We start from the raw sequence: 24907 nt of genomic DNA, 5'->3' as shown, positions 1-24907 counted from the left end.
TCATTTGATATTTCAGGTAAAAGCTAATCGCAACTCACAGACACCCTGTCGCTATTCAGGTTGTTTTTCCTGCTAGTCACTTACTTTATTTTTATTTTTTATCTGGTAAGCTACAATTTTGATGTGTTAATCATCTAAAATAAACGTAGCGGTGTACCGCTCTATACCATGAAGAAAATACTCATTTTATTTATTGCTACTCATTTATCAGGCAACGTTTTTGCCCAATCAGGTACCTTGTTGCCTGATGGTTTTATTGTGCCAAATCTGGCAGCAGCTCCGGCTTGTACTGTTGAGGACAAGGGCAAGATTTATTTCAATACCAGCTCTTCAACTATGATGGTTTGTAATGGAATAGATTGGGTTGGAACTACCGAAGTTTGGGGTAAGGCCGGAAGCGATATATTTTTTTCTACAGGAAAAGTAGGGATCAATACATCCTCTCCTCAATATACCCTAGATGTAAACGGAACAGGTAAATTTGATAACGTATTGGTGTCTGGCTTAGGAGTTGGAGGTTCTGCACCTGTATCCGGAATAGAAGTAACTGACGGAGCTATAGCAATCAAAAGTACTACAGGTTCTAAAGTCTGGAAATACCAGTATTCAGATGCTAATAACCATTTAACACTCCAGGAAAATGGTATTACTCGTATGATTTTTTCAAATGGAGGTAATATTGGTATTGGTTCGGTGACTCCAACTGCCAGATTGAGCGTTGATGGCACAGGAAACTTTAGTGGTAATCTGACCGTCAATAATGGCAAAGGGATTATACGAAGTATTAATAATACTCAACTTAAATATCTTACGGCCACTATTTCTACCGGATCAAGTTTCACTGTCATTGCCGGAGGTTGTGCAACTGCCACAGGGTCTCTTTCGGCAGGAGGCTTTTCTGCTGCACCTTCGGTTTCAATCGCCAATCTACTAAGCGGAACCGGAGATTTCGGTAAGCTTATTACCAATGTACAATCAGCAACTTCTACCCAAACAGTTGTTCGTTTTTGTAATCCTACCGGCTCAAATATAACCTTGAATAATATTGTATTTAATTTAATCTGTATTGGAACTTGTCTAAGGTTTTATTTTTCTCTCAATTTTTCTAATAAAAGATATAGCCATACCTATAATATTTAAACTAAGCCAATTCAAAGCAGTCGTTTCGTATCTAATAAGCAATGCTTTAAAAGCATCTAACCAAGCAAAAGCCCTTTCAATGACAAATCGATTTTGATATAAAACCTCATCAAAATATTCAAATCTGTCTACATTACTAGCATTTCTTGTATTAAAAGCTATATTAGCTTGAATTTGATAAGTGTAGCAAATCTCTCTAAATCTTTGGCTGTCATATCCAGCATCTGCATTTAGAAATAAACCGTCAATAGCTATATCTGCTTTTCTTAACCAATTTAACAACTCTTCAAAATGTTGTTGTATTTCAGATAAATCATTATGTTCACCACTAATAGGTTCCGATATAGCTAATAAAATGCCTTGACTATCGGATAAATACAAAAAATTAGTCGTTTGATCAGACTTTCTGAACTGGTATCCTACTTTTTCACCTCCTCGATTTGCTCTGGCATGAGAACCGTCTATCTGGATATTTGATAAATCTAAATGTCTTTTATGAGTTTGTAATAATTCTACCCACATTCTTGCCCATGAACCATCTTTACACCATTTACTAAAGTGATAAAAAACTGATTTATAGCTGTAGTTATCTTTAAAATAACGCTCTATAGGTAACTCCCTCCATTGACAACCAGTCTTCAAACGATGAAATATTGCTCTGATGATATCTATCCTTCTTTCCTCTGAAAGAATATTTCCTCTTTTAGCAGTACTTAAATAAGGTAAAATATACTTTTTAATCTTAATTTTGTTCAAGATGCTCATCGTGTAACAGATATTTTGGTTCGCAAAACAAAAGTACTGTTTGGTGAGTATCTTATTTTTATATCTAAATAATGTTAGACAAGTTCTTGGTCAATAAATCAAAACCGTTTACAATTATGAAAAAGTTTTTTTTCAGTTTTCTTTTTTTTACTTGTCTGGCTAAAGCGAATTATATATTTGGACAATCTAATGCTTCTTATCCGCAAACTTTCCAGACTTATCTATCAAATGGTGGTTATTGCCCAAATCTAAACTATACAGGCAGTGTTCATTACGATACACAAACTAATAAAATTGTTGTTTGCCAAGGCGTTAATAGCATACAATCAGGGTCATCTGTCTGGACAACTGCTAATGAAGGGATCAATTTCGCAGGTGGAATTGTAGGGATTGGTGGACAAGCAACTAAGTACAGCCTTGAAATGACAAATGGTACCAACGCAAGATTTACAAATAATATATTAGCTACAGAAAGAATAGGTATAGGAAACTACGGCTATACTAGTGAACCAGGCGAAAAGCTGGAATTATTGAATAATAAGTTAGTAATAAAGAGCTCTGCATCTAATTTCAAGTGGACTCATGAGTATCAGAATAACCTTGGCGCATTACGGCTATACAGTTCGAATCAACTGGCAGCGGTTAATTTTAGTGTAAATGGCACCGTAGGAATTGGCACTTTTGGCGGAAATCATAAACTTAACGTTTTGGGTAATGGTGCGTTTAGCGGAAATGTAACTGTGGCGGGTAAAGGATTATTACGAAATAGTACCAGTACACAACTCATGTTTTTTCTTTGCAGCATTACTCTTCCGAACTCCTTGACTATTCCAGGTAATTCATGTGGAACCGTTGATATATCATTGCCGTCTTTTTACTTTAAAACAGCTCCGGCTCTTGCGTTTTCAGGTAAATATAATGATGGTCTGACCGACAGTAAGATAATAGTTACCATTGAAAATGTGACGAACACCACGGCAAGGCTTAGATTTTGTAATACTTCTTCCAACACCCGGACTATCGCTGTTGAAGAGGGTTACAACCTGATATGTTTCGGAGAGCCCGAATAATACTTTAAAGCAACGGCACCTTTACAATAAATTCACTCTCTGTTTCGATAGTTTCCAAAGGTGCCGTACTAAGGTATTTGTAGAGGGTTTTCAGGCTGTCAAGTCCTTGCTTGTTTGACGTCTCTACAAATTTCTTCTTCTGAATATTATTCTTTACTATTAGTCGTTCGTCTTCAACAAAAACATCAATCACCAATGGGCTTTCGTCGTCAATAGTATTATGCTTAATGGCATTCTCAAAAAGATTCTGTAAGGTTACAGGCACAATTCCTGCGAGCATATATTTATCCTCAACAACAATATTTACCTGCAAGCCCTCTTCAAAACGCGACTTCTGAAGATTAACATAGTTCTTCACAAAAGCTAATTCCTGACTCAGGCTCACGGTTTCCGTATCTTTATTCTGTAAAATATATCGATAGATAGACGACAATTTCTGTAGAAAATCAGAGGCCACATCAGGCTCTGATAAAATAAAGCCATTCAATGAGGTAAGGCTATTGAACAGAAAATGCGGGTTCAGGTGGTTAATCAGATTCTGATACTGAATTTCGGTTTTGTCTTTTTCTAATCTGGTCGATTGAATCTGCAAATGATGAATTTTCTTCCTTTGATTAGTGCGATACCTGAAAAACGCAATAAGAGTCAGGATACCTGCAAAAAAGCACAATACTTTAAACCAGAGAGTCCGGTAGAAAAGCGTATCTATATGAATCTTCAGGGTCTGAACAGGTAAATATTTCTGGTTGATGTCTCTGGCTCTTATCTTAAACAAATAATCGCCACCATCCAGATGCCCGTAAACAGCCATCTTTTTACCTTCTTTATCCACTACCCAATTTTTATCATACCCTTCCAGCTGATAAGACATTTCATACAAATCATCACTTGGGGGAGTGAGGATACCAAAAGAAATAGAGAACGAGTTCTGCTTGGAATCAAAGTCTATATGTGAATCATTCTTGTGAAGAATAATAGTGGTATCGGCCGTAGAAATGCGGTTGAAGTACAATTTGTCATTGAAAGAAGGCAACTTAAAGCCTTTGAAATTAAGCAAGACTGCCATTTGCTTATAAGTTGAAACTATTTTTTTATTTTTAAGTGGAATCAACCTGTTCCCCCACACCGAAAACAGATCGTTGGTCTGGAAATTAAAGGTGAATTTTTCCTTTGTTTTTTCATTGAAATACAGAACATTATCCAGAGAGGTTATACACAGATTATCGTGCTCATCAATGGTTAAGCCGTCTATCATATCCATGTCCAAGACTGTCTGAAAATCATAAGTTTTTGGGTTGAACTTAATCAGGTCATAGCTTCCAAGCCAGAAGTTTCCGCTTTTGTCTTCTACAAAACCCGAATACCCAACCTTCGCAAAATCAATATCCTGTTTGGTTTTGATGATCTCAAAGGCCTGCTTTTCTTTTGAAAACTTAGCCATTCCACCTGAATGAATAGCCAACCAGAATTCACCACTTCGGCTATATAAAGAAAAGTTGGGGGCAAAATATTTAGTTGTGTCCTTTAGCTCAGCTCCTTTGCTAAAGATAATCGGATAAGTTTTCCAGGTTTTAGTTTTCAGGTTATAATTAAGCGTTTTATAAATCCTCTTTCCAGTCATAAAAACCCATAACGAATCTCCCAAAAGGTGTGTATGTGAAATGGAGTAGCTTACCCCATAAGAAATTAGCGGATCGTTTTTTATTTTTTCAGATTTCTTTGTCTTTTTATCGAAAAGATAAATTTCAAATTGCTTAACTATGATTAGTTTTTGCTGATAATCATTAAGTGCCACAGGTATATCATAACCCCTTAAAAATTTTTTATTGGTTGGAGCCTGATAAGTAACAGCCTGATTGGTTTCAGGTTGATAATTAATCAGACGATTATCGCTGGTAGCCATCCACCACGAGCTATCACTCGGATCTTCGGTAAGAGTCATCAAACCATTTTTTTCGTCGTTTTTGAAAAAAGCATTAGAAAAATCAAAAACATCAAAGATTTTTTTGTTCGGATAAAGTGCCGATAATCCATTTACTGTTGAGATGCCATTTAAAGTTCCAAACCAGATTGTACCGTTTTTTTCCTGCATTACATCGAAAAACTGATTGGCCGTAAAGGAGTTGTTATTTCCTTTTTCATATTTAATTCCGGTAATCTGGTTTTTTGACATATCAATATAAGCCATTCTGTTTTCGAATGCGCTTAACCAAAGATTCTGATTGACATCAAAAAATAATTTTGCCACTTCAAAAACGTAGCCCATTCACCCTCTAATTGAAAACTCTTTGTTATTTTTTTACTAGGTGTATCATACCAGACAATCTGGTGCTTAGTGTTATCAGCAAATACAAGTTTATTTTGATTGATTGTTAATGCGGTGGGAACTTGAACCTCAAAAACCGGAATTTTTGGAGGATTATAACCACGGTTGAATATTTTCCGGCTGGAAAAATCTAGATAATTCAGACCAAAATCATTGTTACAGAGAATCCAGAGCCCTTTTTTATCAGGGGCTTCGATAAGGCCGTTTTGAATGATTCTGTTTGAACTTATTGTTTGCTTGTTTATCTCGCTATGTCTGAAATTTTGCAGTTGATTGGTACGTGTATCAAATTTAAATAAGCCGCGGTCACGTATTGTAAACCAGATATCGCCTCTCGAATCGCAGATAATATTGAAGCATACATAATCTGGTTTGTTTAATTCCTTTAATGTTACAAACGAGTTTTTTTGTTTATCAAAATAACAAACGCCCTCACTCGTACCCACCCATATTCTCCCTTGCCTATCCTCGCACAAAGCAAGCACATTATTATCTACCAGCGAATTGGGGTTGTTTTTCTGTCGCTTGAGTGTAATGGTCAATTCAGAATCATAGCGTTTAAGGCCGCTTGCTGTACCAAGCCATAGATAGCCGCTTTGGTCTTTAAGCATGCAATAAATCCTGTTTTCAAGGCTATTATCAGCTATTCTGATCTGGTTGAACGTATAAGGTAGTCGTTGTGCAAAAGCTGAGGGAATAATACCTATAAAAAGCAATAAAATAAGTATAGAGTGATGTCTTCTATTAATAGTATAGTTTTCATTATTCATGTTGCAGCGTATATACATGATTCTGTATACGTTAGTTATTTCTCCAACCATTTCTTGAAAAGAGGTGCTTTCTGGCGACTAATGTCAATTTCTGTTGCCTGGTGTGGATCTTTCAGTTTTACCATTAATTTTAAGTTTTCCAGGCCCCATACCTTCTGAATGATATCTATATTAACAATGTATTGTCGGTTAACTCTGTAAAAAAGATCAGGGTCGAGGGTGGCTTCAATTTCTTCCATGGTATTGTCCAGACTGAATTTCTCGTTGTTTTTTGTGACAATATGCACCACCATCTCATAACAGAAATAGGCTATATCTTTGGTTTTTACCAGTATCCACGCATTGCGGTGGTTACACAAAAAATGCTCTTTATAGGCGGGCTTTGGTACGTTTCCCGTTTGTAGCATTTCCATCAACTTATTCATGTCGATGGGCGTTTTTGTCTGTTTCTGATTGATGCTTTTTGCCTTTTCAATGGCATTTTGTAAATCAACCGGCTCAACGGGTTTCAGCAAATAATCAATACCATTTACTTTGAAAGCACGAATGGCAAATTCATTATAAGAAGTAATAAAAATAATCGGACAACTAAGTTTGAATCTTTCGAAAATCTCGAAACTAACCCCATCAGCCAGTTGGATATCAGCAAAAACTACATCAGGTTCAGCATTTTCGCTAAACCAGTTAACAGCAGTTTTGACACTTGGCAATATCTCTAAAATTTTTACCTCAGGATTTGTCTTCGCAATTTTTATACACAATTCTCTGGCAACAATCTTTTCATCTTCAATAATGATGGCATTCATCTCGGTGTAAGGTTTTTTTATAACAAATTATCAAAAAACTAAGTGAACTGCAAAACTTTGGGAAATGAATAGTTAAAATCTACAAGTGAATGGTATAAAAACAGCAAGTGAGTTGTTTTAAGTGAGCATTGAACTGTTTTTGTCTTTAGACCCCTGTAATGGTAAGTAAGCATTTGTTATGCTTCTAAAATAATTATCATTTTACGGCTTTCTATCGTAATTTCAGAAGTGGAGTTATCAGCTAGATAAGCAATTCTATCCATTGCTGTTTGTTCTCAAAATGATTCTAAAAAGAAAATGACAAATAGCTATAATAATTTGTAGTTGTCTGTTAGGCAGACTTTTAACCATATAGATTTAGTGAAAAATTTGACCGAAAAAAAGAAAAGCTACCAAAAAATTGCCGTAAAATAAATTTTTTGCGCTTTTGCTGAAAAAAAAAAGATATTTGGTGCCATAGTTAAAAATAATAATTTAACCTCGACTCCAGCGCTAAATGAAAAATATTCTGTATCTGTTTTTCTTTCTTTTTACCTTTTCATTGTTGAGTAGTTGTTCTGGTTCTTTTAAGAAAGAGTTTGATAAAAAGATTGAGACTGCCTTAGAATCAGATTGCAATATTACTCAGACCGAGTTCAGAGAATTACATACTTTTTTACTAGAGAACAAAGAAAAAACTAATAAGCTAAACCTGGTTAGCGAAGACGGTAAAATAAATAATGAAGCACTTGAAAATTATATTCTAGTATCAAGACCTTATATTAAACAGAAAAAAAACTGCAGCGAAATAGCTTTAAATAGTGGGAATGAAAAAAAAGAAAGAGTAATTGAGCCGAAACTATATCTGGAACGTAGTGGTAGTATGGTTTACTATGACCGCAGACAATCAAGAGGACAATTTAAAGGTGCATTGACAAAACTCTTAAATAACTTTGATTATCTCAATCCTGCTAAAAGCCTTATCTATGTTGTCAATGATAGTGTATACTCATGCAATATGAGCTTTGATGGTTTAGTCAAAGAGGCGGATATATTTAATGCACAGGAAACAAAAAAAGGTAAAGGAAATTATACTGATTTCAATCAAATCTTCAGGAGCATCCTGGATAATCTTACTGAGGGGCAAATGTCTATTATGTTTTCAGACCTTATCTACTCAACCAAAGATATGAAAGAAAAAAATCGTATTAAAATCCTGACAGAAGCAGAAAATCTGACAAATAATATTTTTGGAAAGTATGCTAATGATTGTTCTGTGTTGGTTCTTAAACTGAGATCCGATTATATAGGAAATTACTATACTTATGAAAATAGATCTTTCCCATATGACGGCTTAAGACCCTATTACATTTGTTTTTTTGCAAAAAATGCTACTATGGAAGATTTCTTGACAAATGAAAAATACCAGAATGTAAGAGATTTTTATAGGTTGCCGGAATTCGAAAATTTTTATTTCTTTAGTAATGACAAAAATATTGTTAATCCTTATTATTCAATAGTACTGAAAGACGGTGAGAATGAAGGGAGATTCAATCAGGATAACGATGAATTGCACGCAAAGACAGATTATGTGCATTCAATAGAGGATGTAAAACCAAGTAATAATGATCTGCTAACCATTAATATAGTGGTTGATTTTTCTAAACTTATGTTACCTGAGGATTTTTTAACAAATCCTAATAACTACGTAATAGATAATCTGAAAGATAACTTTAAAGTCGTCAGTATTCAGAAAGAAAAAGATACACCTAAGGTCACACACAAAATAAAGATTTCAACAAATAAGGCCGGCAAAGGGAAAAGAGACGCTACAATAAGGCTAAAAAAGTATTTTCCTGTCAAATGGATTGAAGATTCAAGTAGTGATGATGATAAAAACGTAAATAGCCTCAACTTTAAGAATACAACTTTCGGGTTTAAAAACATGATGAGTGGCATCTATAATGCCTACAATCGCCAGAATAAAGAATTCTATTGCTCTATGAATATAACTCTTAATAATTAATTTACTTATTATAATGGAAGATACCCTATTTGATTTTTACTCGCTGTTTATAAACGAATCTTTAGTTGAAGATTTGTACGCTGAAACGTTACTGACACCTTTAACAACAAGCACAATAGTAGTTACACTACTTTGCACCGTAACGTTCTATTATATTATTAATAGTATTCGCTTTGGTCAACTGAAGCACTGGTTAATTATGATGGCAATCGGCGCTTTCCTTACATTCAGTATAGTATTTTTATCATGCTATAATATGGTACAACAGGAAATACCACGTAATGAGGCTAACATAAAAAAAGGAATTGCTGATTATCGGTTTGATCAGGGCTCTTCTGTATTCTTTACTTATGGTCTTACCATGTTTTTTTTAGCTATGATATTGTTTGTTGTCTTTTCACTACTAATTAAGCACTGGAGTACCAATAGCCGTAAAACCCCTTTTTGATAACCTTTCTGTTTTAATATCTATTTAGTTAATCAATTTAAGATAATTATGCCTGCTAAATTATATATTTTCGCTATTGGCGGAACAGGGTCCCGCGTACTTAAATCTCTCACTATGCTTATGGCAGCAGGGGTAGAAATGAGTCAGGTTTCAGAAATTGTTCCTATTATTATAGACCCACATAAAGATAATATAGACGTACAAAGAACCGAAACACTTATCAGTAAATACAAACAAATAAGATCTTCTATCAAAACAGAATTAGTAAAAGGCGACTTCTTCTCTACCCCTATACGAACATTGGAAGATATTGTAAAAAAGAGTGATGGTATTGGTACAACCCCTGCGTTAACACTAAAAGATTCAGATAAAACTTTTGAAGACTATATTGATTTCGGTGGGCTTGATGAAAAAAACAAGGCTTTTGCCAGTCTTTTATTTTCTAAAGAAAACCTAAGCACCGAAATGGATATTGGCTTTGTGGGTAATCCTAATATTGGTAGTGTAGTTTTAAATCAATTTGCCGAATCAGAAGAGTTTCAGAATTTTGCCTCCAACTTTACGCCAAACGACAGGGTCTTTATTATCAGTTCTATTTTTGGTGGGACAGGAGCTGCAGGTTTTCCCTTGATACTAAAAAATATCAGAGGGGCGGAAACTGAAAAAGTACAGAATCCTGAAAATCTGAAAAATGCAAAAATAGGAGCTCTGACGGTAATGCCCTATTTTGGAATTAAGCCTGTGCAAGACAAAAAAGTTATTGACAAAGCTACTTTTATCTCTAAAACCAAAGCCGCGCTGCAATATTATTCAAGAGGGGTTAATAAAAAACTGAATCGCCTTTATTACATCGGAGATGAGGTCAATCAGGATTATGATTTTGACCCAGGCAAAGACGGACAAAAAAATAATGCTCATTTCATTGAATTAGCTTCTGCGCTTGCGATAGTCGACTATGCAAATACCGAAGACATTGATTTAGAATGTGTTGATGGTAAACCTGTAATACCTGTTTTTAAAGAATTTGGTATCAGAGAAAACGAAGAAACTATTGGGCTAAAAGGGCTAAGTATTTCTACACAGAACATTCTGAGCCTACCATTATCTCAATTTATGCTCTTTAGCCTATACCTTGATAAAAGACTCAATGAGGTAATTGGCAGTAATGTTCCCTGGGTATCTGAAAACCCTGCTATTGACAGAAGCTTTGCAAGAGGCAACTTTATAGAAATTAATCTTAAAGAGTTCAACCAGCAATTTAAAGACTGGCTCAATGAAATGACTGACAACAGGCGCTCCTTCAAGGCATTTAACTCAGAAATAAATGAAGACCTGTCTAATCTGATTATTGGATATTCTCCCAAAAGAGGGTTTCTAGGCAAGACAAAGGTTGACTTTAAAACATTAGACGAAGCGAACAATGATGTGATAAATGGGCATAATTATGCTAATGCGATAGATAAATTTATCAAAGTGATGTCAGCAGGCACAGGAAAAATGCTATCTGATAAATTCCCTGATTTATTTCAAAACGCAAAAAAGAAATAAAACAACTTCTTTTATTTTAATCTGATACACCTATGAGTAAAGTACTCACACTCCATAAATTAACTAACAACGAACATTGGTTTAGTACTAATGTAACGGCTTATGGCAAAGCTCAGATAGACGCTATTCATGATGCCGAAGGTGGTACAATTATGCCAACTTCTGTACCGAGCCCATTTGCAAGATTTGACCTTGTAAGAAGTGCTTTCCAAAATTTATCAAAAAATATAAATTTAAAAGGGACAAAAAATGATGAAAGGCTTGTTTCACAGTGTTTTGATATAGGCGAGTTGTTTTTCAATTTTGATAAACTAAGCGACAGGTTACGAATAATTAAATGGGATAAGGAAGATGACTTAAAGCAGTTACTGAAGGGCAATAAGAGCCATAAAAGATTAGGTGAAGCTTATAAATTGTATTTTAAAGAAGATGCAGAAGAATATAATTTTGATGAATTGAAAAGCATTTTCATTCTTTATTACGATAATGGCATAAAGTCCGGCTTTGTGGGTGGCACTTCTCCCTCAACTTTGTTTTTTAGCTCTCCTAACGATTTATCTTTTATCGACGAAAAACTAGGTAGTAATAAATTGTTCGGAGAAACTTTTTATCCTCTCCATAAAAGAGATATTCAATATCAGAAATTGTGGTATTATCTTAATAAACTACCCAATTTCAGGGAGAAATTTAAAGATATTTCAGATTATCTATCTAAAAGTCTAAGTTTGTTACAAGATGAAAATCCTGTTTTATGGCGGGAAATTGGCGAAAATGGTGAGAAAATAATTATTAAAGATTTTGAAAAATCGTTTGACAGATTAACTACAGGTATTCAGAACGAATTCGTAGAAGTGCTTGGATATTGGCTCAGAAAATCAACGATTAAACCCGAAAATTTAAGTGATAGCGGATTTATCATTAAATCTAGTAAATATAAGAGTGGCCTAATGCCTATGGTATTGCAAAGCAATTTTAGTAATGATAAAATTAAATATGCACATGGCAACTGGGATCCCAAACAAATTGTTCCTACATCAGACCCTAATCCCTGGGATAAACGTCGTCTTCCTGGGCATGCTGATGTTTATCCATGGCTTACTGTAAGCGATTTTCTTGAGCCTCACATTGTACGTTTAGTCTATCCCGTTAATAGTAACTGTTTTTTTGACGGGGGCTGGAAAGGACCCGATGGATCAAAAGGATATTTAATGCCACTGAAAAAAGAATTTTTTGATTTCTTTAATACGACCGATTTGATTAATGGTAGTAGTGTAAATATTGAAATCAAAGAACTAGCAGGTGGAAGTGTACGTGTAAGCTTACGCATTCCGATTCAGGCGGAAGGCGAATATGTCTATTTCACAAGGCTCTATATGTCTTCAGACAGCTTAACTTCTCCCCGCAAGCCCAACCTGGAAAAAAATGAAGGGGTTGTGATAGAATACCAGTTTGGTGTGAATATTATGCCATTCATAAAAATTGATGAACCCGATTTCAAATCAAATTATAGAATTCATTTAGTCGACAGAGATGTAGATGTATTGACCTACGATAATGATTATAATCTGTTATTTTTTGATGAAGCCAACAAGCAGCTAAGCAATGCAGCTATTAAAAACAGGAATAGCAAGAGCGTTAATACGGGGGCTACTTCAAAAGTATATGTACTGGAAGAACAGAACTTTGATTATATCGCAGTAGAAGTGTCGGGTAAAAGAGGGCTGATTATTCCTAAATTCCCAACAGTTTCAATGGGCGATGATGTATTTAGATTTGCCATAGACTTCGGTACAACCAATACTCATATTGAACTAAATAGTACAAATAATCCTTCACCTGTAGCTTTTGAGATTTCGGAGAAAGACGTGCAGATTGCTACTTTACATGACCCTGTTATGGAAGAAATTGATCGTTCTCTCAATGGATCGAGAGCTACAGCTATTCTGGATTTGTTACCAATGGAAATGATTCCGGAAAAAATAGGAGCAAAACATTATGTAAAATTCCCTCAACGTACGGCCTTAATTGAAAACAAGCCCAAATACAATGAGACATTGCATGGAATGGCCGATTTTAACGTGGGTTTTATGTATGAGCGCAAGCATATCCCTAAAGATATTTATACAGTAAAAACAAATCTTAAATGGGAGAATTATAAACTGGATAAACAAGCAGAAAAAAGAATAGAAGGATTTATTGAGTCTATTATGCTGCTTATCAGAAACAAAGTTCTACTCAATCAAGGTAATTTAGAATTAACAGAATTAGTCTGGTTTTATCCGATGAGTATGCTTGAAGGCAGGAGAAACTTCTTTGAAGCTATATGGCAGAAAAACTATAAAAAACTAATAGGAGAAAAGAAAGTACCTCTAAAGATACCTGAGAGTATAGCTCCTTTTTATTGGTATAATCGTACAGTACGTACTTCTAAATACCCGGCAGTTTCAATTGATATTGGCGGAGGAACAACAGATGTGGTAGTTTTTCAGGATGATAATCCTATTCTGGCTACTTCATTCAGGTTTGCAGCCAATGCCATTTTTGGAGATGGATTTACGCTGGACGGTGCTGCCGATAGAAATGGTTTTATAAAAAAATATGAGTCTGAAATACTTGAGATACTTGAAGCAAATGGTTTTGATAACCTTAAGAGAGCGTACGAAGTGATAAAAGACCGCCAACGTTCTGACGATGTTCTGGCATTTTTCTTCTCACTCAAGCAAAATAAAGAAATACGCGACAAAGTAGTGATTGATTTTAACGAGATGCTTGCCAAAGATGAATCCTTTAAAATCGTATTTCTGACTTTCTATACAAGCATTATCTATCATATAGCCAAGATAATGAAATTGAAGGGACTTTTGATGCCAAGGTATATTACGTTTAGTGGTACAGGTTCGCTGATACTCGACATTCTTAGCCCCAAATCTGCTACCTTGTCGCAACTAGCCAAATTAGTATTTGAAAGAATATATGAAACGGAATATCATGAAGATGGTATTGAGATTGTAAAGCAAGATACACCAAAAGAAGTAACCTGTAAAGGTGGCTTGCGTATGAAGCTCGATTTCAATAAAGAAGATAGTGGCGAATGGGATGAAAAAACTGAAAAAATGAAAACTATTTTGTATGGCACATCTGATGATAAACTGGCTTCCAAACGTGATACCTATAATAAGATTGAGGAACTGGTACCAAAAGTAGTAGAAGAGGTCAATAATTTTATCAAGTTATTATTTGACCTGAATAACGATTTTAGTTTCAAAGCCAAATTCAACATGAATACGGGAGCAATAGAAAATTATAAAAAATTGCTGGAGAAAGACATGGAACAAAACGTTAGGGAAGGGCTAAAAATAAAGAAAGACGAACTAGACTCTCAGAACGATCCGATAGAAGAGACTTTATTCTTTTATCCTTTGATTGGCGCCCTGAATCATCTGGCGTATGAAATTACTAAATAATAGAAAACACTGCCTATTAGCTAAACAACTAAGAGGTGACTAAATATTTAATAAGATGAAGAAGTATATTTTTCTGGTGTTTTGTCTTATAGCTTTTTCCTCACAAGGGGAAGATAAGATAAAATTGTCTAAAGCAATAATAAAGGATTTTCAGAGTATAAATATTAAATCAACGCGACTGTCAGTATCCCTTAATCAATTTAAACGAATGTTTTGTGATGATTGTGTTAATAAAGAAATTTCTACAAAAGATTTACAAAGTGTAATTGATACTCTTGATAACTTCAAACAAAAAGTTATTGTTGTTGCAGATGGGAAATACGAAGCAAGTAACGATGGAACACCGTTTAATGAAAATGATGATATTAAAAGGATTATATTAAATTTTAGAAATTTAATAAATGGAAAACTTCCTCCGCCTATTATTCTAAGTTTTGAAGATTCAGTTGATGTTGCGGGAGATATTATAAACTTATATAAAGCTAAAACGAAAACAATATCAAAAGAAAGAAAAGAAATTTTAAAAAAAATTGGCTCTTTGATTGGAGAAAATGAAGGGTCTAGAAATTGGTTGATTGATATGTTCGTTGGTTTAGTCTTAGGTGGTATTTTTGGTGGTGCAAGTATATATCTAATTAAAAGGAAAGATATACATGACAAATTTAATAATATGAACCAGGAACTGCAAAAAGATAGAGAAGATATCAATAAAGGCCAGTCAAATATAAACGAAGATAGTAAACTTGCAGAGTTTAGAAATGAAAACAATGATTTAAAAAATGAAAATAGTAAATTAAAAGATGAGAATAACCAATTGAAAGGTGAAAACAATAGATTAAAAAATGAGAGTAACTCTTCATTAATTGACGAGCAGTCAAGAGTCGTAGAACTTTCAGTAGAGCGTAAAATAACCACTTTCTACCTATCTACTCCTAATGCTGATGGTAGTTTCAGAGATACTCGTTCGAATACAATGAATCCGGCTAATCATATGTATGAGTTTGAATTAATAGATGAAAATACTGCTAAATTTAAGCCAATTGATAATCCTAGTGTTGTAACAGAAGCTACATCTTATCCAGAATCTTATTTAAAACCTGTTTGTGAATATATTGGAGGCTTTAACTCAAGCGCTAAATCAATTAAATTAGAAAGAGGGAATGAAGGCATTGCCAAATTAGTTGGCGATAAATGGGAACTTAAAACCAAAGCAAAAATTAAACTCCTGTAAAACTAAAACAGGGCCTTTGTTATGGAAGCAGCAGTAATAGTTTTTGTGATAACCTGGGTGTTTTTCTGGTTCAATATTCGTGGTCGGAAAATAGAATTTCAAACCAGCCTTGCCGAAAAGCAAAAAAAACTAGATGAGGTACTTGCCTATAATACCCGATTATGGAAAGAAAATAAGCAATTGCGCGCAGACTATGACGAACTGAAAGAGCAACAAAATACTTTAATCGATTTAATTGATGAATCAGAATCTATTGAAAAACTAAAAGCACTTTTATTCGAGTCTGAAGAAGAAGAGGGATCTTACGAAGAACAAAAGATAGTTATACCCGAGAAAAGTAAACCTAAAATCTATCAGACGTTCTATTTTCTGGTTCCTAATAAGAATGGTACTTTTAGCGACAGCAATAATACTGCTTTTAATGCTGCCAGACATATGTATCAGTTTACGATATTGAATGAACAAGGCACAAAGGCTCGTTTTAAGTTTATTAACCATGAGTTAACAACTAAAGATGCTCTGACTGACCCACAACGATATTTAAGACCTGTATGTACCTATGAAAATGCAATCACGGCGCGATCGAAGCAGATTATTACTGTTGAAGAAGGCTGGGCTGATAAAGAAGATAATATCTGGACTGTGACCCAGAAGGCCATGATTCATTTTGATTAAAAAATTACCTTAACTAAAACCATTTTGACAATGAATTTCACAATCATTGAATGGATAATTATTGCCATTGTTTTCTTCTTTCAGGTTCGCTCCTGGTACAGCACCAATCGTACTATACGAGTATACAAAGACTCGATTCCTACAGTAGATGCTTTTAGTATAAAGAAAGTAACCTTTTTGGCAGAAGACCTTAAAAGGCTTTCTCCCAATGAAATACTTGCCGGATTAGATAGCTTGAGTCGTCGTGCTATCTATGGAAATCTTAGCCCTGAGAAATACAAAAAACTCAGAGATGAAAACATAGAAAAGTATATACTTGATGGCACAGCTTATGAAGATGCTGTAATTAAGGTGGAGGCTTGGATGAAAGACAATATACCCATGAATGCTGAACTGGTAGAAGTCTCTCTCGTTGAAAATAAGCATGATGAAAAAAGCGATACCATCACAAATATCCTTACAGCCATTAATACCTATCTGATTCGGAACAAAGGTACTATAGCCGACTTTAACCTTATTAAAGACATCATTCAGCGTAATATAGATGCGCTGGAAGATGAAATTAATACAACATTGCCCATTCCTCTTTATATGGGTTTAATGGGCACAATGGGAGGGATTATTATTGGTTTATTTAGCTTACCTGATATTAATAGTAATGAATTTATCAATGGTGGCGGGATTAATAACCTGATTGGGGGTGTAAGAATAGCTATGATTGCCAGTTTAGCAGGGCTATTAGGCACAGTATCTAATTCTGGCTTTGCCTTTAAAGGAGCTAAAAGATATATAGAAAGCAAAAAAAATCTGCTTTATACCTTTTTACAAACCGAGCTTCTACCTATTCTTTCTCAAGATGTTAATACCGGCATTTTTGCCCTTAACCGAAATATTGAGCGTTTTGGGATAAATTTTGAGAAGCAAGTTGAAAAAATCAGCTTATTAACAGATAAAAGTTTTGAATCACTAAAATACCAGTCTGAGGTGATACGATACGTTCAGCAGGTTGACCTGAATAAAATGGCGACCTTTAATATTACGGTCTTAACCGAGCTTAAGAAGAATGTTGAAGCCTTTGATAAGCTATCGAAGTATTTTAATCAGATGAATGAATTTGTATATAATTCTAAACAACTGATTGACCGCACGCAAGATATTATACATGTATCAGAGAGAATAGAAGATGTACTCGTGGAATCGAAAGAATTGCAGCGATTCCTGATGAAGCACTTTAGTGAAATCGAAAACAGAGGGATGTTAATCAATGATACAGTTGCCAAACTTGATAATATCATTGAGGTAAGTTTAAATGGGCTACAACAACATATTACCCAACGTATTGAAGCCGTAAAAGAAATAAAAGTAAAAGAAGAAGACCTGATGATAAAATCGTTTGAAGACGGCCGTACAAATCTTAGTAACCTTAAACATTTAGAAACCCTTCAAAAGGTGATGAGTACTTATTCGCAGGAAGACGGAAATAGGCAAAAAGAAATAAGCAGAGCACTTACAACAGTAAGCAAAGATATGATGACAATGAATGCAACCTTGGAAAAAATGCTGAAACGCATGGAGTCAAATTTCATAAAAAGCACAATTAACTGGTTTAGAAGTAGAAAGGAAGAAGAGGTAGTTAATAATAATTAATATTTTAGAAAATAAGCATGAACAATATATTCTATCGACTTGCCGATTTTGATATTAATATATTAAATGGAAAGACATTTGTTCTCCAGTGTGTATTAATGCTTTTAATACTTTATATTGGTATAAAGTACTTTTCAGATATAAGAGCTCATATTGAAAATAATCATAAGGTGAAATTTTTAATTAACCTATCAGGGTTTCTTACCTTTCTGGTGACCTTATTTTTTGGAATCCATGCCGATATTATTTCACAATATGATAGATATAAGATTCAAAAAAATAATTGGTTCAATTTTGCTACAATCTACTCATATCCATTTAAACAAGCAGTTATACAGGAGAATAATGAGTTTTATACTAACAAAATATATGCTATTAATGATACAGCCTCTAAATCTATAGTTTCTAAAAAAAGAAGTTACATTTTTATAGTTGATAAAAGCCTTTCTACTTCTGAGAATAAATTATATGATAAGTATATTAAACAACTAAAAGAACAGTTAAAAACAGATTCGAAATCGATGAGACCAGATTTTGATGAGTTCACTGCTTCTCTAAAACTACAAGATTTAATTTTAATGTCTTATATTTCATATTTGCATCAACAGAATATTGATGCTTATATAGACTGTATTATTTATTATGGCAGAGAAAAAGAACCTATAAAAGAAAATATTGAATATCTCTCTGCTCCTAGAAAAATGCCCTTGCCCTCGCCAGATGCTTTTATAAACTTTCAAGATAATCTCAAGAATAAATTATCAAAAGCAACTAATAAAAATCATAATTCTAATTATTCAAAAATTATGGAATTATGTAAAGAATCTCATGATAGAATTAAAACACATGGAAAATCTGAATATAATTCATGCGTTTTAACTTTAATTGGTGATTTTGACCACGATATTGATAGTGCCTATAGTTTTTTAGAACTAAATAAAGCAATTTCAGAATTGCCTTCAGAAATACACCATACCAACCTTATTGTTGTTCCGACCCACAATTTAAGTAATGAGAAAATTAATGAACGTGTTGGTCAAACGCTTGATTTATTTAAAAGTAAATATTTTCAATATTCATATTTATACTCTATTGATGCTAAAAATACGTGGTTGAGTACTTCACCAATTGATGTAGTAAAATCAGTTATGGCAATACCCGATACTTCATTAATGGAAGAAGGTAAAAATCAAGAAATTTTTCTTTATAAGTCTTATAGAGGAAATAACGCCTTTGATATGTATAAAGGAAAGCTTATTTTCAAAGATATGAAAGGTTATGCCACATTACACTTTACTGGAAAATCAGAAAACTCAAAGTTATGTATTCTACTAAATAATAAACAGCAGTTATTTTTAAATGTACCCCAAAGAGTTAATATATCAGAACCCTTAGAAATAACTTTAAATTCAGATTTTTCTAATGTAAATGATTTTTATTTAGAGTTAATTCCTGAAAATCCTTTGTATAGGTATAAAATCCCTATTAATCTCTCAAATAAATTACCTAATAGTTCAGTCTGGTTTTTAAGCTTATGTATGACACTTCTTTATTCCTCTATATTCTTCATTGCTTTTGGAACTGCTAAACGAATTAAAAGTGAAGTTAAAGGCTTTGACGCATTTGTAGTTATGTGCATAAGGGTATTATCATGTACACTTTTTGGTTACTACGTGCTTTTCTTACAGATTGGATATTTGTTCGAATCACACTATAGGCAACTTTTACTATTAGTTGTTTTACAAGGAGCTTTAGGGTACTTTGCTATGGTTAAAAGGATAAAAATCTGGCAAAAATATCCATCTACTAGTGACTGTAAATTTGTAGAGATAACTAAAACTGCCCCATCGTAAAAGGCTAAAAACGATCGGCGTAAAGTCTCAGGTAGTTCATAAGGACATTAAAAAGAGATAATAGTTTTTTATCAGAAAATTATTCTAAGACTTGTTATAACCCCATGAAATCAAAAGAATCATCATTTTTCTGGACAAGCTATACTGACCTCATGACGAGCCTTTTCTTTGTTATGCTGGCGCTTTATGTGCTCACGGTAGCTATCCTCCGTAAAAAGCAAATTGCCACCGAAAAGGAACTACAGAAGATTAGAGAAGTGCAGGAAGCCACGCAAAAGTTACCTCCTGAGTATTTCAAATATGATAAATCATTCAAGAGGTATACTTTAAAAGAACAAATACAGTTTGCTGCAAAAAGCGATAAAATCAATGTAAATTATAACGATTACCTCTATAAATTAGGCGCCAATATAAAAAACCTGGTAAATACATTGAAAGAAAAAAAAGCAAAGTATAAAGATAACGACATTAAATACCTACTGGTTATTGAAGGGATGGCCTCTAAAGACGATTATATAGAAAACTACCAGCTGAGCTATCTGAGATCACTGGCACTATATAATTTCTGGAAGGCCGGCAATCAACTTCCGGATCCGGATGTGTGTGAGGTAATTATTTCAGGAAGTGGGACAGGAGGTGTAGGCAGGTTTGAAGGCAAAGACGAATTTAAAAATCAAAGATTTTTAATCCAGATTATCCCTAAAATTGGTGAAATTAAAACAGAACCTAATTAGTATTTTTCATGAAAATGACTAGATATATCCTCTATGCTTTTATAATTATCAACTTATCTGGTTGTTCGGGCTGTTCTAAATCGAAAAACAGAAGAAAAGCTCAGATAGAAAGAGATAAAACTAACCTGACAGTTAAAAGGGCAGGAGACTGGTCGGGTACTACTTCTGTTTATATGGAAGAAGATAATGGGGTTTATAAAGTACCTGTATTGATCAATGGTAGTAAAATGGATTTTATTTTTGATACAGGCGCAAGTATTATTTCAATCTCTACCACTGAAGCCATGTTTCTTTACAAGCAAGGGACACTCCGGGAGGATGATTTTATAGGGTCTGTAAATTTTCAGGATGCTACCGGAAATATTTCTCCCGGTACGGTTGTCAGATTAAAAAGTGTGCAGATAGGAGATCGAGTATTACAAAACGTAGAAGCATCTATTGTAAATAATACTGTAGCTCCGTTGTTATTAGGCCAGTCTGCACTAGCACAGTTTGGCAAAATATCAATAGATTATGAAAGAAAAAAGATATCTTTTGAATAGAGCATTGTTTTATTAAATAGTACAGTATGGAAGAAGTATGCCTATAATCAAAGTAATGCCATTACAAGTGTTTGTCAGAAAACAGGCCTTAGTAAAGATGGGGCAGAAGACGCCAAGGCTTACTGGGAGTCTGTAGCCCGTTATGTCTATAATAGTTTTGGCGACATGACCAAGAATACGATGGGCTGCAAAATACAGGAAGTAGATTATGCCTATGACATAAAAGGATGGTTAAAGAAAATCAATAACCCTAATGCTTTAGAAACACAGAAGGATTTCTTTGCTATGAGTTTAAGCTATGGCGGCTTCCCTGGTAATGAAACTATTACAGGGCAGAACTAGCAGGTAGCGCAACGAAAAGGGAAACACACAGACCCTTTTGCATTAAAGAAAGGAAATTTATATGCCGATTCTTATGAGTACAATACAGAATATCAATTAAGCAAATCAACTTTATTGAATGGGAATGCTCCTGCATTGGTTTTAGAAAATCTTACTTATGATAAACACGGAAATATAAAAACCCTGCGCCGCAAGTGGAATGGTGAAACAGTAGATGGCCTAACTTATACCTATGCCAGTGCTTCTAACCGCTTAGTGAGTGTCAATGAATCGCCGAATGGACAAACGCAAAACCTGCCACACTACGAGTTTTTTGATGAGAGCAAAACCCCTGGTGGTTCTACTATAGATTATACCTACGATGATGCAGGTAATATGTTGCAGGATGCAAACAAGGGCATAGCCAATGGCGAAATAGTTTATAATTACCTGAATCTGCCGAGCAAAATCAAAAACAACAAGTATGTGTATACTGCCACAGGCGAAACGGTACACATGGAAACAGCCAATGGTATATTTGATTATATGGGTGGGGTAGTATTCAAAAATAGTAAGGTGGAAAGTGTACCAACAGCTAATGGTAGAGCATTACCTCCGGGCACTGCTTTCTCTCCCGAAGACCCAACAGTAGAGAATGGCCCAATGTTGACCAACGAAAACTTCTGGCGATATGAATATCAGTTAACTGACCATTTGGGTAATATGCGGGTTGCCTGTCGTTGTCAGGAAAAGAAAGATGCCACCAGGCCGGAAGATGCTTATCCTCCTCGAATAGTACAACAGGCACACTATGACCCTTGGGGTGTGCATTTGCCCATCTATGGTAACCCTGACCCTTATTTAGGGAAGCCATCAGACCGTTTCTTATACAATGGGAAAGAGTACGAAAACCAACTGGATTTATATAACTTTGGTGCACGGATGTACGATCCAACGATTGGCCGTTGGGGTGTACCTGACCCAATTGACCAGTTCACAGACTTCTCTCCGTATGGGTTTGTATTGAATAATCCTGTAAATTTAACCGACCCTGATGGGATGCAGGTTGGAATGGGAAGCCCATTACTTCAGTTTTTAAATAGGAGCGGAGCATCGCAAGTGTCTACAGCAGCAAAAGTAGGAGTAATAAGGGGGGCAGTACAGGTTCAAATAATGATGCAGCCTCTAAAAGAGATTTCGAATACAACGGTAGTGAATATCAATTCAGCTCTAAGACAAAATATTATTCTTTAAGGGTTTAATCATTTCGTATACAGTAAAATTGGATTAGATCACAAATATTCTCAGGTAGTGAGCTTAACTGCTGAGGAAATGAATTCATTAAATTTTAGAGTAGGAGAAGCTATAGGTAATGGCGCCGAAATAGGTCTTAGCCAAGGACCGGGGAGTGGTTTAAAGCCTAGTGGTGGAGCTGCACTTGCTCCTGCTTTATCTACCCCCATGCCTAAAGTTGCTCCTTCTATTGCACAGCCAAAAGCCAACATTATTCATGATCAGATGTTGGACATGAAGGACAGACTTCCTAAAAAGAATGGTGAATGGGAAGGAGAGCCTGGAAATAGTGATTGGAAGTCTAATATACCTGAAGTAAACGAAGTTACAGGCGGAGATCCTATTCCTTTTAAGAATAATAGACCTATTTTTGATAAGTGGTCAAGAGGGGATTTCGAATTAGAAGGTTTAAATGGAGAGAATATTAATGATTTTAATATTTTACACCAAAAAATGGTAGATTTAGGACACTTTAAAAATAAGGCTGCGGCTAAAAAATGGTTACAAGATCAAGAATTGACACCTCATCATAAAGGGAAAACAACTATTCAACTTATTCCATATAAATTGCATAGTAAGATTCCGCATACAGGTTCGGCATCAGATATGAGAAACTAATTTAAATTTTAATATAAAAAAGATGGAAGAAAAAATCATGCTACTTGTTAATTCTCTTGGGGAACGAGAGGAATACCCTTCACGTAGATATCATAATATTATTATTTGCAATGAAGAAATATTGTCAAAATATTTTAAAGCCAATATACCTATTGAACTCAGAATATTTTCAGAAACATTTGGAGCTTTCAGCTTTAAAAATGGTATTTCAGCTAAAGGAATTAAAGATAATAGAATAGCAGACAAAAACGGGTGTGTTCCTGTTAATTATTTTGTTGCCATATCAGGTAATATAAATACAATGATGCACCTATATATGGATTATAAAGATCAATTATCAAGGAAATTTCTTCCTTTTTGTGAAGGTACAAGCGGTGATTTAATTGGTGTTAGTTTAAAAAAGAAAGATTTTGGAAAAATTTACTATTGGTTTCATGAAAGCGAAGAGGGAAAGGAGTATATTTTAATAGCAAATAATTTTTATGAACTTTTACAAAATTTATTTATTGAAGAAGAAGTTGGTGAAGAAGAAGAGGAGAAAAATAAGGAGATAGATGAAAATTCCTTGAAAGGTTTATCTCCTCAATATATTGAATTACTAAGAAAGTCAGGAATAATAAAGTAGTATTAGTTTTTGTTTAAGTCGTATGACATACTGAAGGTATTATGTCTGTAAAATGAACATTAAATACTTTTCAATAGGAATATGATTTTCATATTCGAAGGTTTTATATACAAAAGTTGATAGTTTAGCATGAGTAGGATATAATAAGAGTTTCCTGATTTGATTCTTCCACATGGAGATTTTATATATCTAACAATAATTTTTAGGTATTTCAATTTTAATAGCTTGACTAAAATTCATAGGTCTAATTATGAGAAAAGAGACAAGTTTTAAAATTCTTAATGCCTCAAATTCCGAAATAGCAATAATACATGAACCGAAATGTTTTACGTTTAATCTTGCTATCATTGAAGAAATTATTATTTAGACTGATGCTTGTTTGGATAGCATTCAATTGAATATAACCTCGGAAGACGACAAAATTACGATTTCTATTTTAGATGAAAAAAGTGATTATAAGGTTTTGCATAATGGTCAGAATGTTTTCGCAAAATATTTTAGTTAAGAATAAATTTTTAAAGCGCTAAGAGAAGAGATTGAATAAATACCTGTAGGATTTTATTAACCATGATATTTAAATATACTTTCTCAATCTTTGGAGATAATTTTTATCCCGACACAATTATTGACAAGATTCAAGGTGATTTCTTGATAAATTCTTACTTCAAGCCAACAGATAAAAAATTTATTAATAGGCCTGATGAATATGATTTTGGGGGAATGTCTTTTTGGAATCCTAAAAAATTCTCAACAGAAGGCGAAATCATTAAATATGAAGAATCTTTTATCGATTTTATAGAGAAAAATTATTCTTTATTTACCGAAAATGGGGTAAATGATTTACAAATTTATATTGAAATATATTATGATGGAGTACAATGCAACTTTGAGATTTTTAATAGATGACTAGTCCTAAAAAAACGATACAGGGTTATAGATATTAAAGGTACATTTTTTAAGTAGTAGTAATCAAGAGATTGCTACTACTTTTTGTTTTATAAGTTTTCATTTTTACTTCATTCTGCA

The 24907-nt window shown here is 34.1% G+C and carries 21 protein-coding genes; 17 read left to right on the top strand and 4 right to left on the bottom strand.

Annotation, left to right across the window (positions count from 1 at the left end):
• Window positions 1-168: 168 nt before the first annotated feature.
• Entirely contained in the window at window positions 169-1140 is a 972-nt protein-coding gene (locus tag D0T08_RS17860) for a hypothetical protein (protein ID WP_116984046.1), read from the top strand.
• Here the strand turns inward: D0T08_RS17860 and D0T08_RS17855 are convergent.
• A complete protein-coding gene (locus D0T08_RS17855) occupies window positions 1078-1905 on the bottom strand; it encodes an IS5 family transposase (RefSeq protein WP_116984045.1) in 828 nt (275 codons plus the stop codon). The genes D0T08_RS17860 and D0T08_RS17855 overlap by 63 nt on opposite strands.
• A 116-nt stretch (window positions 1906-2021) precedes the next feature.
• Here D0T08_RS17855 and D0T08_RS17850 point away from each other — a divergent pair, with 116 nt between their 5' ends.
• The gene (locus D0T08_RS17850) at window positions 2022-2975 is read left to right on the top strand and encodes a hypothetical protein (RefSeq protein ID WP_147322800.1); all 954 of its coding nucleotides are present in this window, start codon (window positions 2022-2024) and stop codon (window positions 2973-2975) included.
• 4 nt (window positions 2976-2979) lie between these two features.
• Here D0T08_RS17850 and D0T08_RS17845 read toward each other — a convergent pair whose 3' ends face one another.
• From D0T08_RS17845 to D0T08_RS17835, 3 genes are read right to left on the bottom strand one after another with little or no spacing between them, the layout of a single operon-like run.
• The gene (locus D0T08_RS17845) at window positions 2980-5241 is read right to left on the bottom strand and encodes a histidine kinase (protein WP_116984043.1); all 2262 of its coding nucleotides are present in this window, start codon (window positions 5239-5241) and stop codon (window positions 2980-2982) included.
• A complete protein-coding gene (locus D0T08_RS17840) occupies window positions 5181-6089 on the bottom strand; it encodes a two-component regulator propeller domain-containing protein (RefSeq protein WP_158561290.1) in 909 nt (302 codons plus the stop codon). The genes D0T08_RS17845 and D0T08_RS17840 overlap by 61 nt, the downstream gene beginning before the upstream one ends.
• 17 nt (window positions 6090-6106) lie before the next feature.
• Window positions 6107-6877: a LytTR family DNA-binding domain-containing protein gene (locus D0T08_RS17835; RefSeq protein ID WP_116984041.1), complete on the bottom strand. Its 771-nt coding sequence runs from the start codon at window positions 6875-6877 to the stop codon at window positions 6107-6109.
• A gap of 496 nt (window positions 6878-7373) precedes the next feature.
• Between D0T08_RS17835 and D0T08_RS17830 the strand changes: the two genes are divergently transcribed.
• From D0T08_RS17830 to D0T08_RS17765, 15 genes are all read left to right on the top strand, one after another.
• Window positions 7374-8882 (top strand): hypothetical protein, encoded by a 1509-nt coding sequence (locus tag D0T08_RS17830; protein WP_116984040.1) that lies wholly within the window; start codon window positions 7374-7376, stop codon window positions 8880-8882.
• 13 nt (window positions 8883-8895) lie between these two features.
• Window positions 8896-9330: a hypothetical protein gene (locus D0T08_RS17825; protein WP_116984039.1), complete on the top strand. Its 435-nt coding sequence runs from the start codon at window positions 8896-8898 to the stop codon at window positions 9328-9330.
• Between the two features lie 48 nt (window positions 9331-9378).
• A complete protein-coding gene (locus tag D0T08_RS17820) occupies window positions 9379-10878 on the top strand; it encodes a hypothetical protein (protein ID WP_116984038.1) in 1500 nt (499 codons plus the stop codon).
• 32 nt (window positions 10879-10910) lie between these two features.
• On the top strand, window positions 10911-14342 hold the full coding sequence (locus tag D0T08_RS17815; protein ID WP_116984037.1) for a hypothetical protein: 3432 nt from the start codon (window positions 10911-10913) through the stop codon (window positions 14340-14342).
• A gap of 55 nt (window positions 14343-14397) precedes the next feature.
• A complete protein-coding gene (locus D0T08_RS17810) occupies window positions 14398-15573 on the top strand; it encodes a hypothetical protein (RefSeq protein ID WP_147322799.1) in 1176 nt (391 codons plus the stop codon).
• Window positions 15574-15594: 21 nt separating this feature from the next.
• Complete coding sequence (locus tag D0T08_RS17805) at window positions 15595-16248, top strand: hypothetical protein (RefSeq protein WP_116984035.1); 654 nt, start codon at window positions 15595-15597, stop codon at window positions 16246-16248.
• 30 nt (window positions 16249-16278) lie between these two features.
• Window positions 16279-17895 carry a hypothetical protein gene (locus tag D0T08_RS17800; RefSeq protein WP_116984034.1) on the top strand — a complete coding sequence of 539 codons (1617 nt, stop codon included), beginning with the start codon at window positions 16279-16281 and terminating at the stop codon, window positions 17893-17895.
• Window positions 17896-17912: 17 nt separating this feature from the next.
• The gene (locus tag D0T08_RS17795; RefSeq protein ID WP_147322798.1) at window positions 17913-19748 is read left to right on the top strand and encodes a hypothetical protein; all 1836 of its coding nucleotides are present in this window, start codon (window positions 17913-17915) and stop codon (window positions 19746-19748) included.
• A gap of 104 nt (window positions 19749-19852) precedes the next feature.
• On the top strand, window positions 19853-20482 hold the full coding sequence (locus D0T08_RS17790) for a hypothetical protein (RefSeq protein WP_116984032.1): 630 nt from the start codon (window positions 19853-19855) through the stop codon (window positions 20480-20482).
• 8 nt (window positions 20483-20490) lie between these two features.
• Window positions 20491-21024: a TIGR02281 family clan AA aspartic protease gene (locus tag D0T08_RS17785; RefSeq protein WP_229238988.1), complete on the top strand. Its 534-nt coding sequence runs from the start codon at window positions 20491-20493 to the stop codon at window positions 21022-21024.
• Between the two features lie 165 nt (window positions 21025-21189).
• Complete coding sequence (locus D0T08_RS27620; protein ID WP_158561289.1) at window positions 21190-21366, top strand: hypothetical protein; 177 nt, start codon at window positions 21190-21192, stop codon at window positions 21364-21366.
• A gap of 114 nt (window positions 21367-21480) precedes the next feature.
• The gene (locus tag D0T08_RS17780; RefSeq protein WP_147322797.1) at window positions 21481-22599 is read left to right on the top strand and encodes an RHS repeat domain-containing protein; all 1119 of its coding nucleotides are present in this window, start codon (window positions 21481-21483) and stop codon (window positions 22597-22599) included.
• 78 nt (window positions 22600-22677) lie between these two features.
• Complete coding sequence (locus D0T08_RS17775; protein WP_116984030.1) at window positions 22678-23256, top strand: HNH endonuclease; 579 nt, start codon at window positions 22678-22680, stop codon at window positions 23254-23256.
• A 22-nt stretch (window positions 23257-23278) separates the two neighbouring features.
• Complete coding sequence (locus D0T08_RS17770) at window positions 23279-23881, top strand: SMI1/KNR4 family protein (protein WP_116984029.1); 603 nt, start codon at window positions 23279-23281, stop codon at window positions 23879-23881.
• A gap of 567 nt (window positions 23882-24448) precedes the next feature.
• A complete protein-coding gene (locus D0T08_RS17765) occupies window positions 24449-24787 on the top strand; it encodes a hypothetical protein (protein WP_116984028.1) in 339 nt (112 codons plus the stop codon).
• Window positions 24788-24907: the final 120 nt, after the last annotated feature.

Source organism: Emticicia sp. C21 (assembly GCF_003418935.1).
In the GTDB taxonomy this organism is placed as follows: Bacteria; Bacteroidota; Bacteroidia; order Cytophagales; family Spirosomataceae; genus Emticicia.
This window is presented reverse-complemented; position numbering and strand designations above follow the sequence as displayed.

Coding starts and splice junctions, on each gene's coding strand:
- D0T08_RS17860 (WP_116984046.1), top strand. CDS start 169: ATGAAGAAAATACTCATTTTATTTATTGCTACTCATTTATCAGGCAAC.
- D0T08_RS17855 (WP_116984045.1), bottom strand. CDS start 1,905: ATGAGCATCTTGAACAAAATTAAGATTAAAAAGTATATTTTACCTTAT.
- D0T08_RS17850 (WP_147322800.1), top strand. CDS start 2,022: ATGAAAAAGTTTTTTTTCAGTTTTCTTTTTTTTACTTGTCTGGCTAAA.
- D0T08_RS17845 (WP_116984043.1), bottom strand. CDS start 5,241: ATGGGCTACGTTTTTGAAGTGGCAAAATTATTTTTTGATGTCAATCAG.
- D0T08_RS17840 (WP_158561290.1), bottom strand. CDS start 6,089: ATGTATATACGCTGCAACATGAATAATGAAAACTATACTATTAATAGA.
- D0T08_RS17835 (WP_116984041.1), bottom strand. CDS start 6,877: ATGAATGCCATCATTATTGAAGATGAAAAGATTGTTGCCAGAGAATTG.
- D0T08_RS17830 (WP_116984040.1), top strand. CDS start 7,374: ATGAAAAATATTCTGTATCTGTTTTTCTTTCTTTTTACCTTTTCATTG.
- D0T08_RS17825 (WP_116984039.1), top strand. CDS start 8,896: ATGGAAGATACCCTATTTGATTTTTACTCGCTGTTTATAAACGAATCT.
- D0T08_RS17820 (WP_116984038.1), top strand. CDS start 9,379: ATGCCTGCTAAATTATATATTTTCGCTATTGGCGGAACAGGGTCCCGC.
- D0T08_RS17815 (WP_116984037.1), top strand. CDS start 10,911: ATGAGTAAAGTACTCACACTCCATAAATTAACTAACAACGAACATTGG.
- D0T08_RS17810 (WP_147322799.1), top strand. CDS start 14,398: ATGAAGAAGTATATTTTTCTGGTGTTTTGTCTTATAGCTTTTTCCTCA.
- D0T08_RS17805 (WP_116984035.1), top strand. CDS start 15,595: ATGGAAGCAGCAGTAATAGTTTTTGTGATAACCTGGGTGTTTTTCTGG.
- D0T08_RS17800 (WP_116984034.1), top strand. CDS start 16,279: ATGAATTTCACAATCATTGAATGGATAATTATTGCCATTGTTTTCTTC.
- D0T08_RS17795 (WP_147322798.1), top strand. CDS start 17,913: ATGAACAATATATTCTATCGACTTGCCGATTTTGATATTAATATATTA.
- D0T08_RS17790 (WP_116984032.1), top strand. CDS start 19,853: ATGAAATCAAAAGAATCATCATTTTTCTGGACAAGCTATACTGACCTC.
- D0T08_RS17785 (WP_229238988.1), top strand. CDS start 20,491: ATGAAAATGACTAGATATATCCTCTATGCTTTTATAATTATCAACTTA.
- D0T08_RS27620 (WP_158561289.1), top strand. CDS start 21,190: ATGACCAAGAATACGATGGGCTGCAAAATACAGGAAGTAGATTATGCC.
- D0T08_RS17775 (WP_116984030.1), top strand. CDS start 22,678: ATGAATTCATTAAATTTTAGAGTAGGAGAAGCTATAGGTAATGGCGCC.
- D0T08_RS17770 (WP_116984029.1), top strand. CDS start 23,279: ATGGAAGAAAAAATCATGCTACTTGTTAATTCTCTTGGGGAACGAGAG.
- D0T08_RS17765 (WP_116984028.1), top strand. CDS start 24,449: ATGATATTTAAATATACTTTCTCAATCTTTGGAGATAATTTTTATCCC.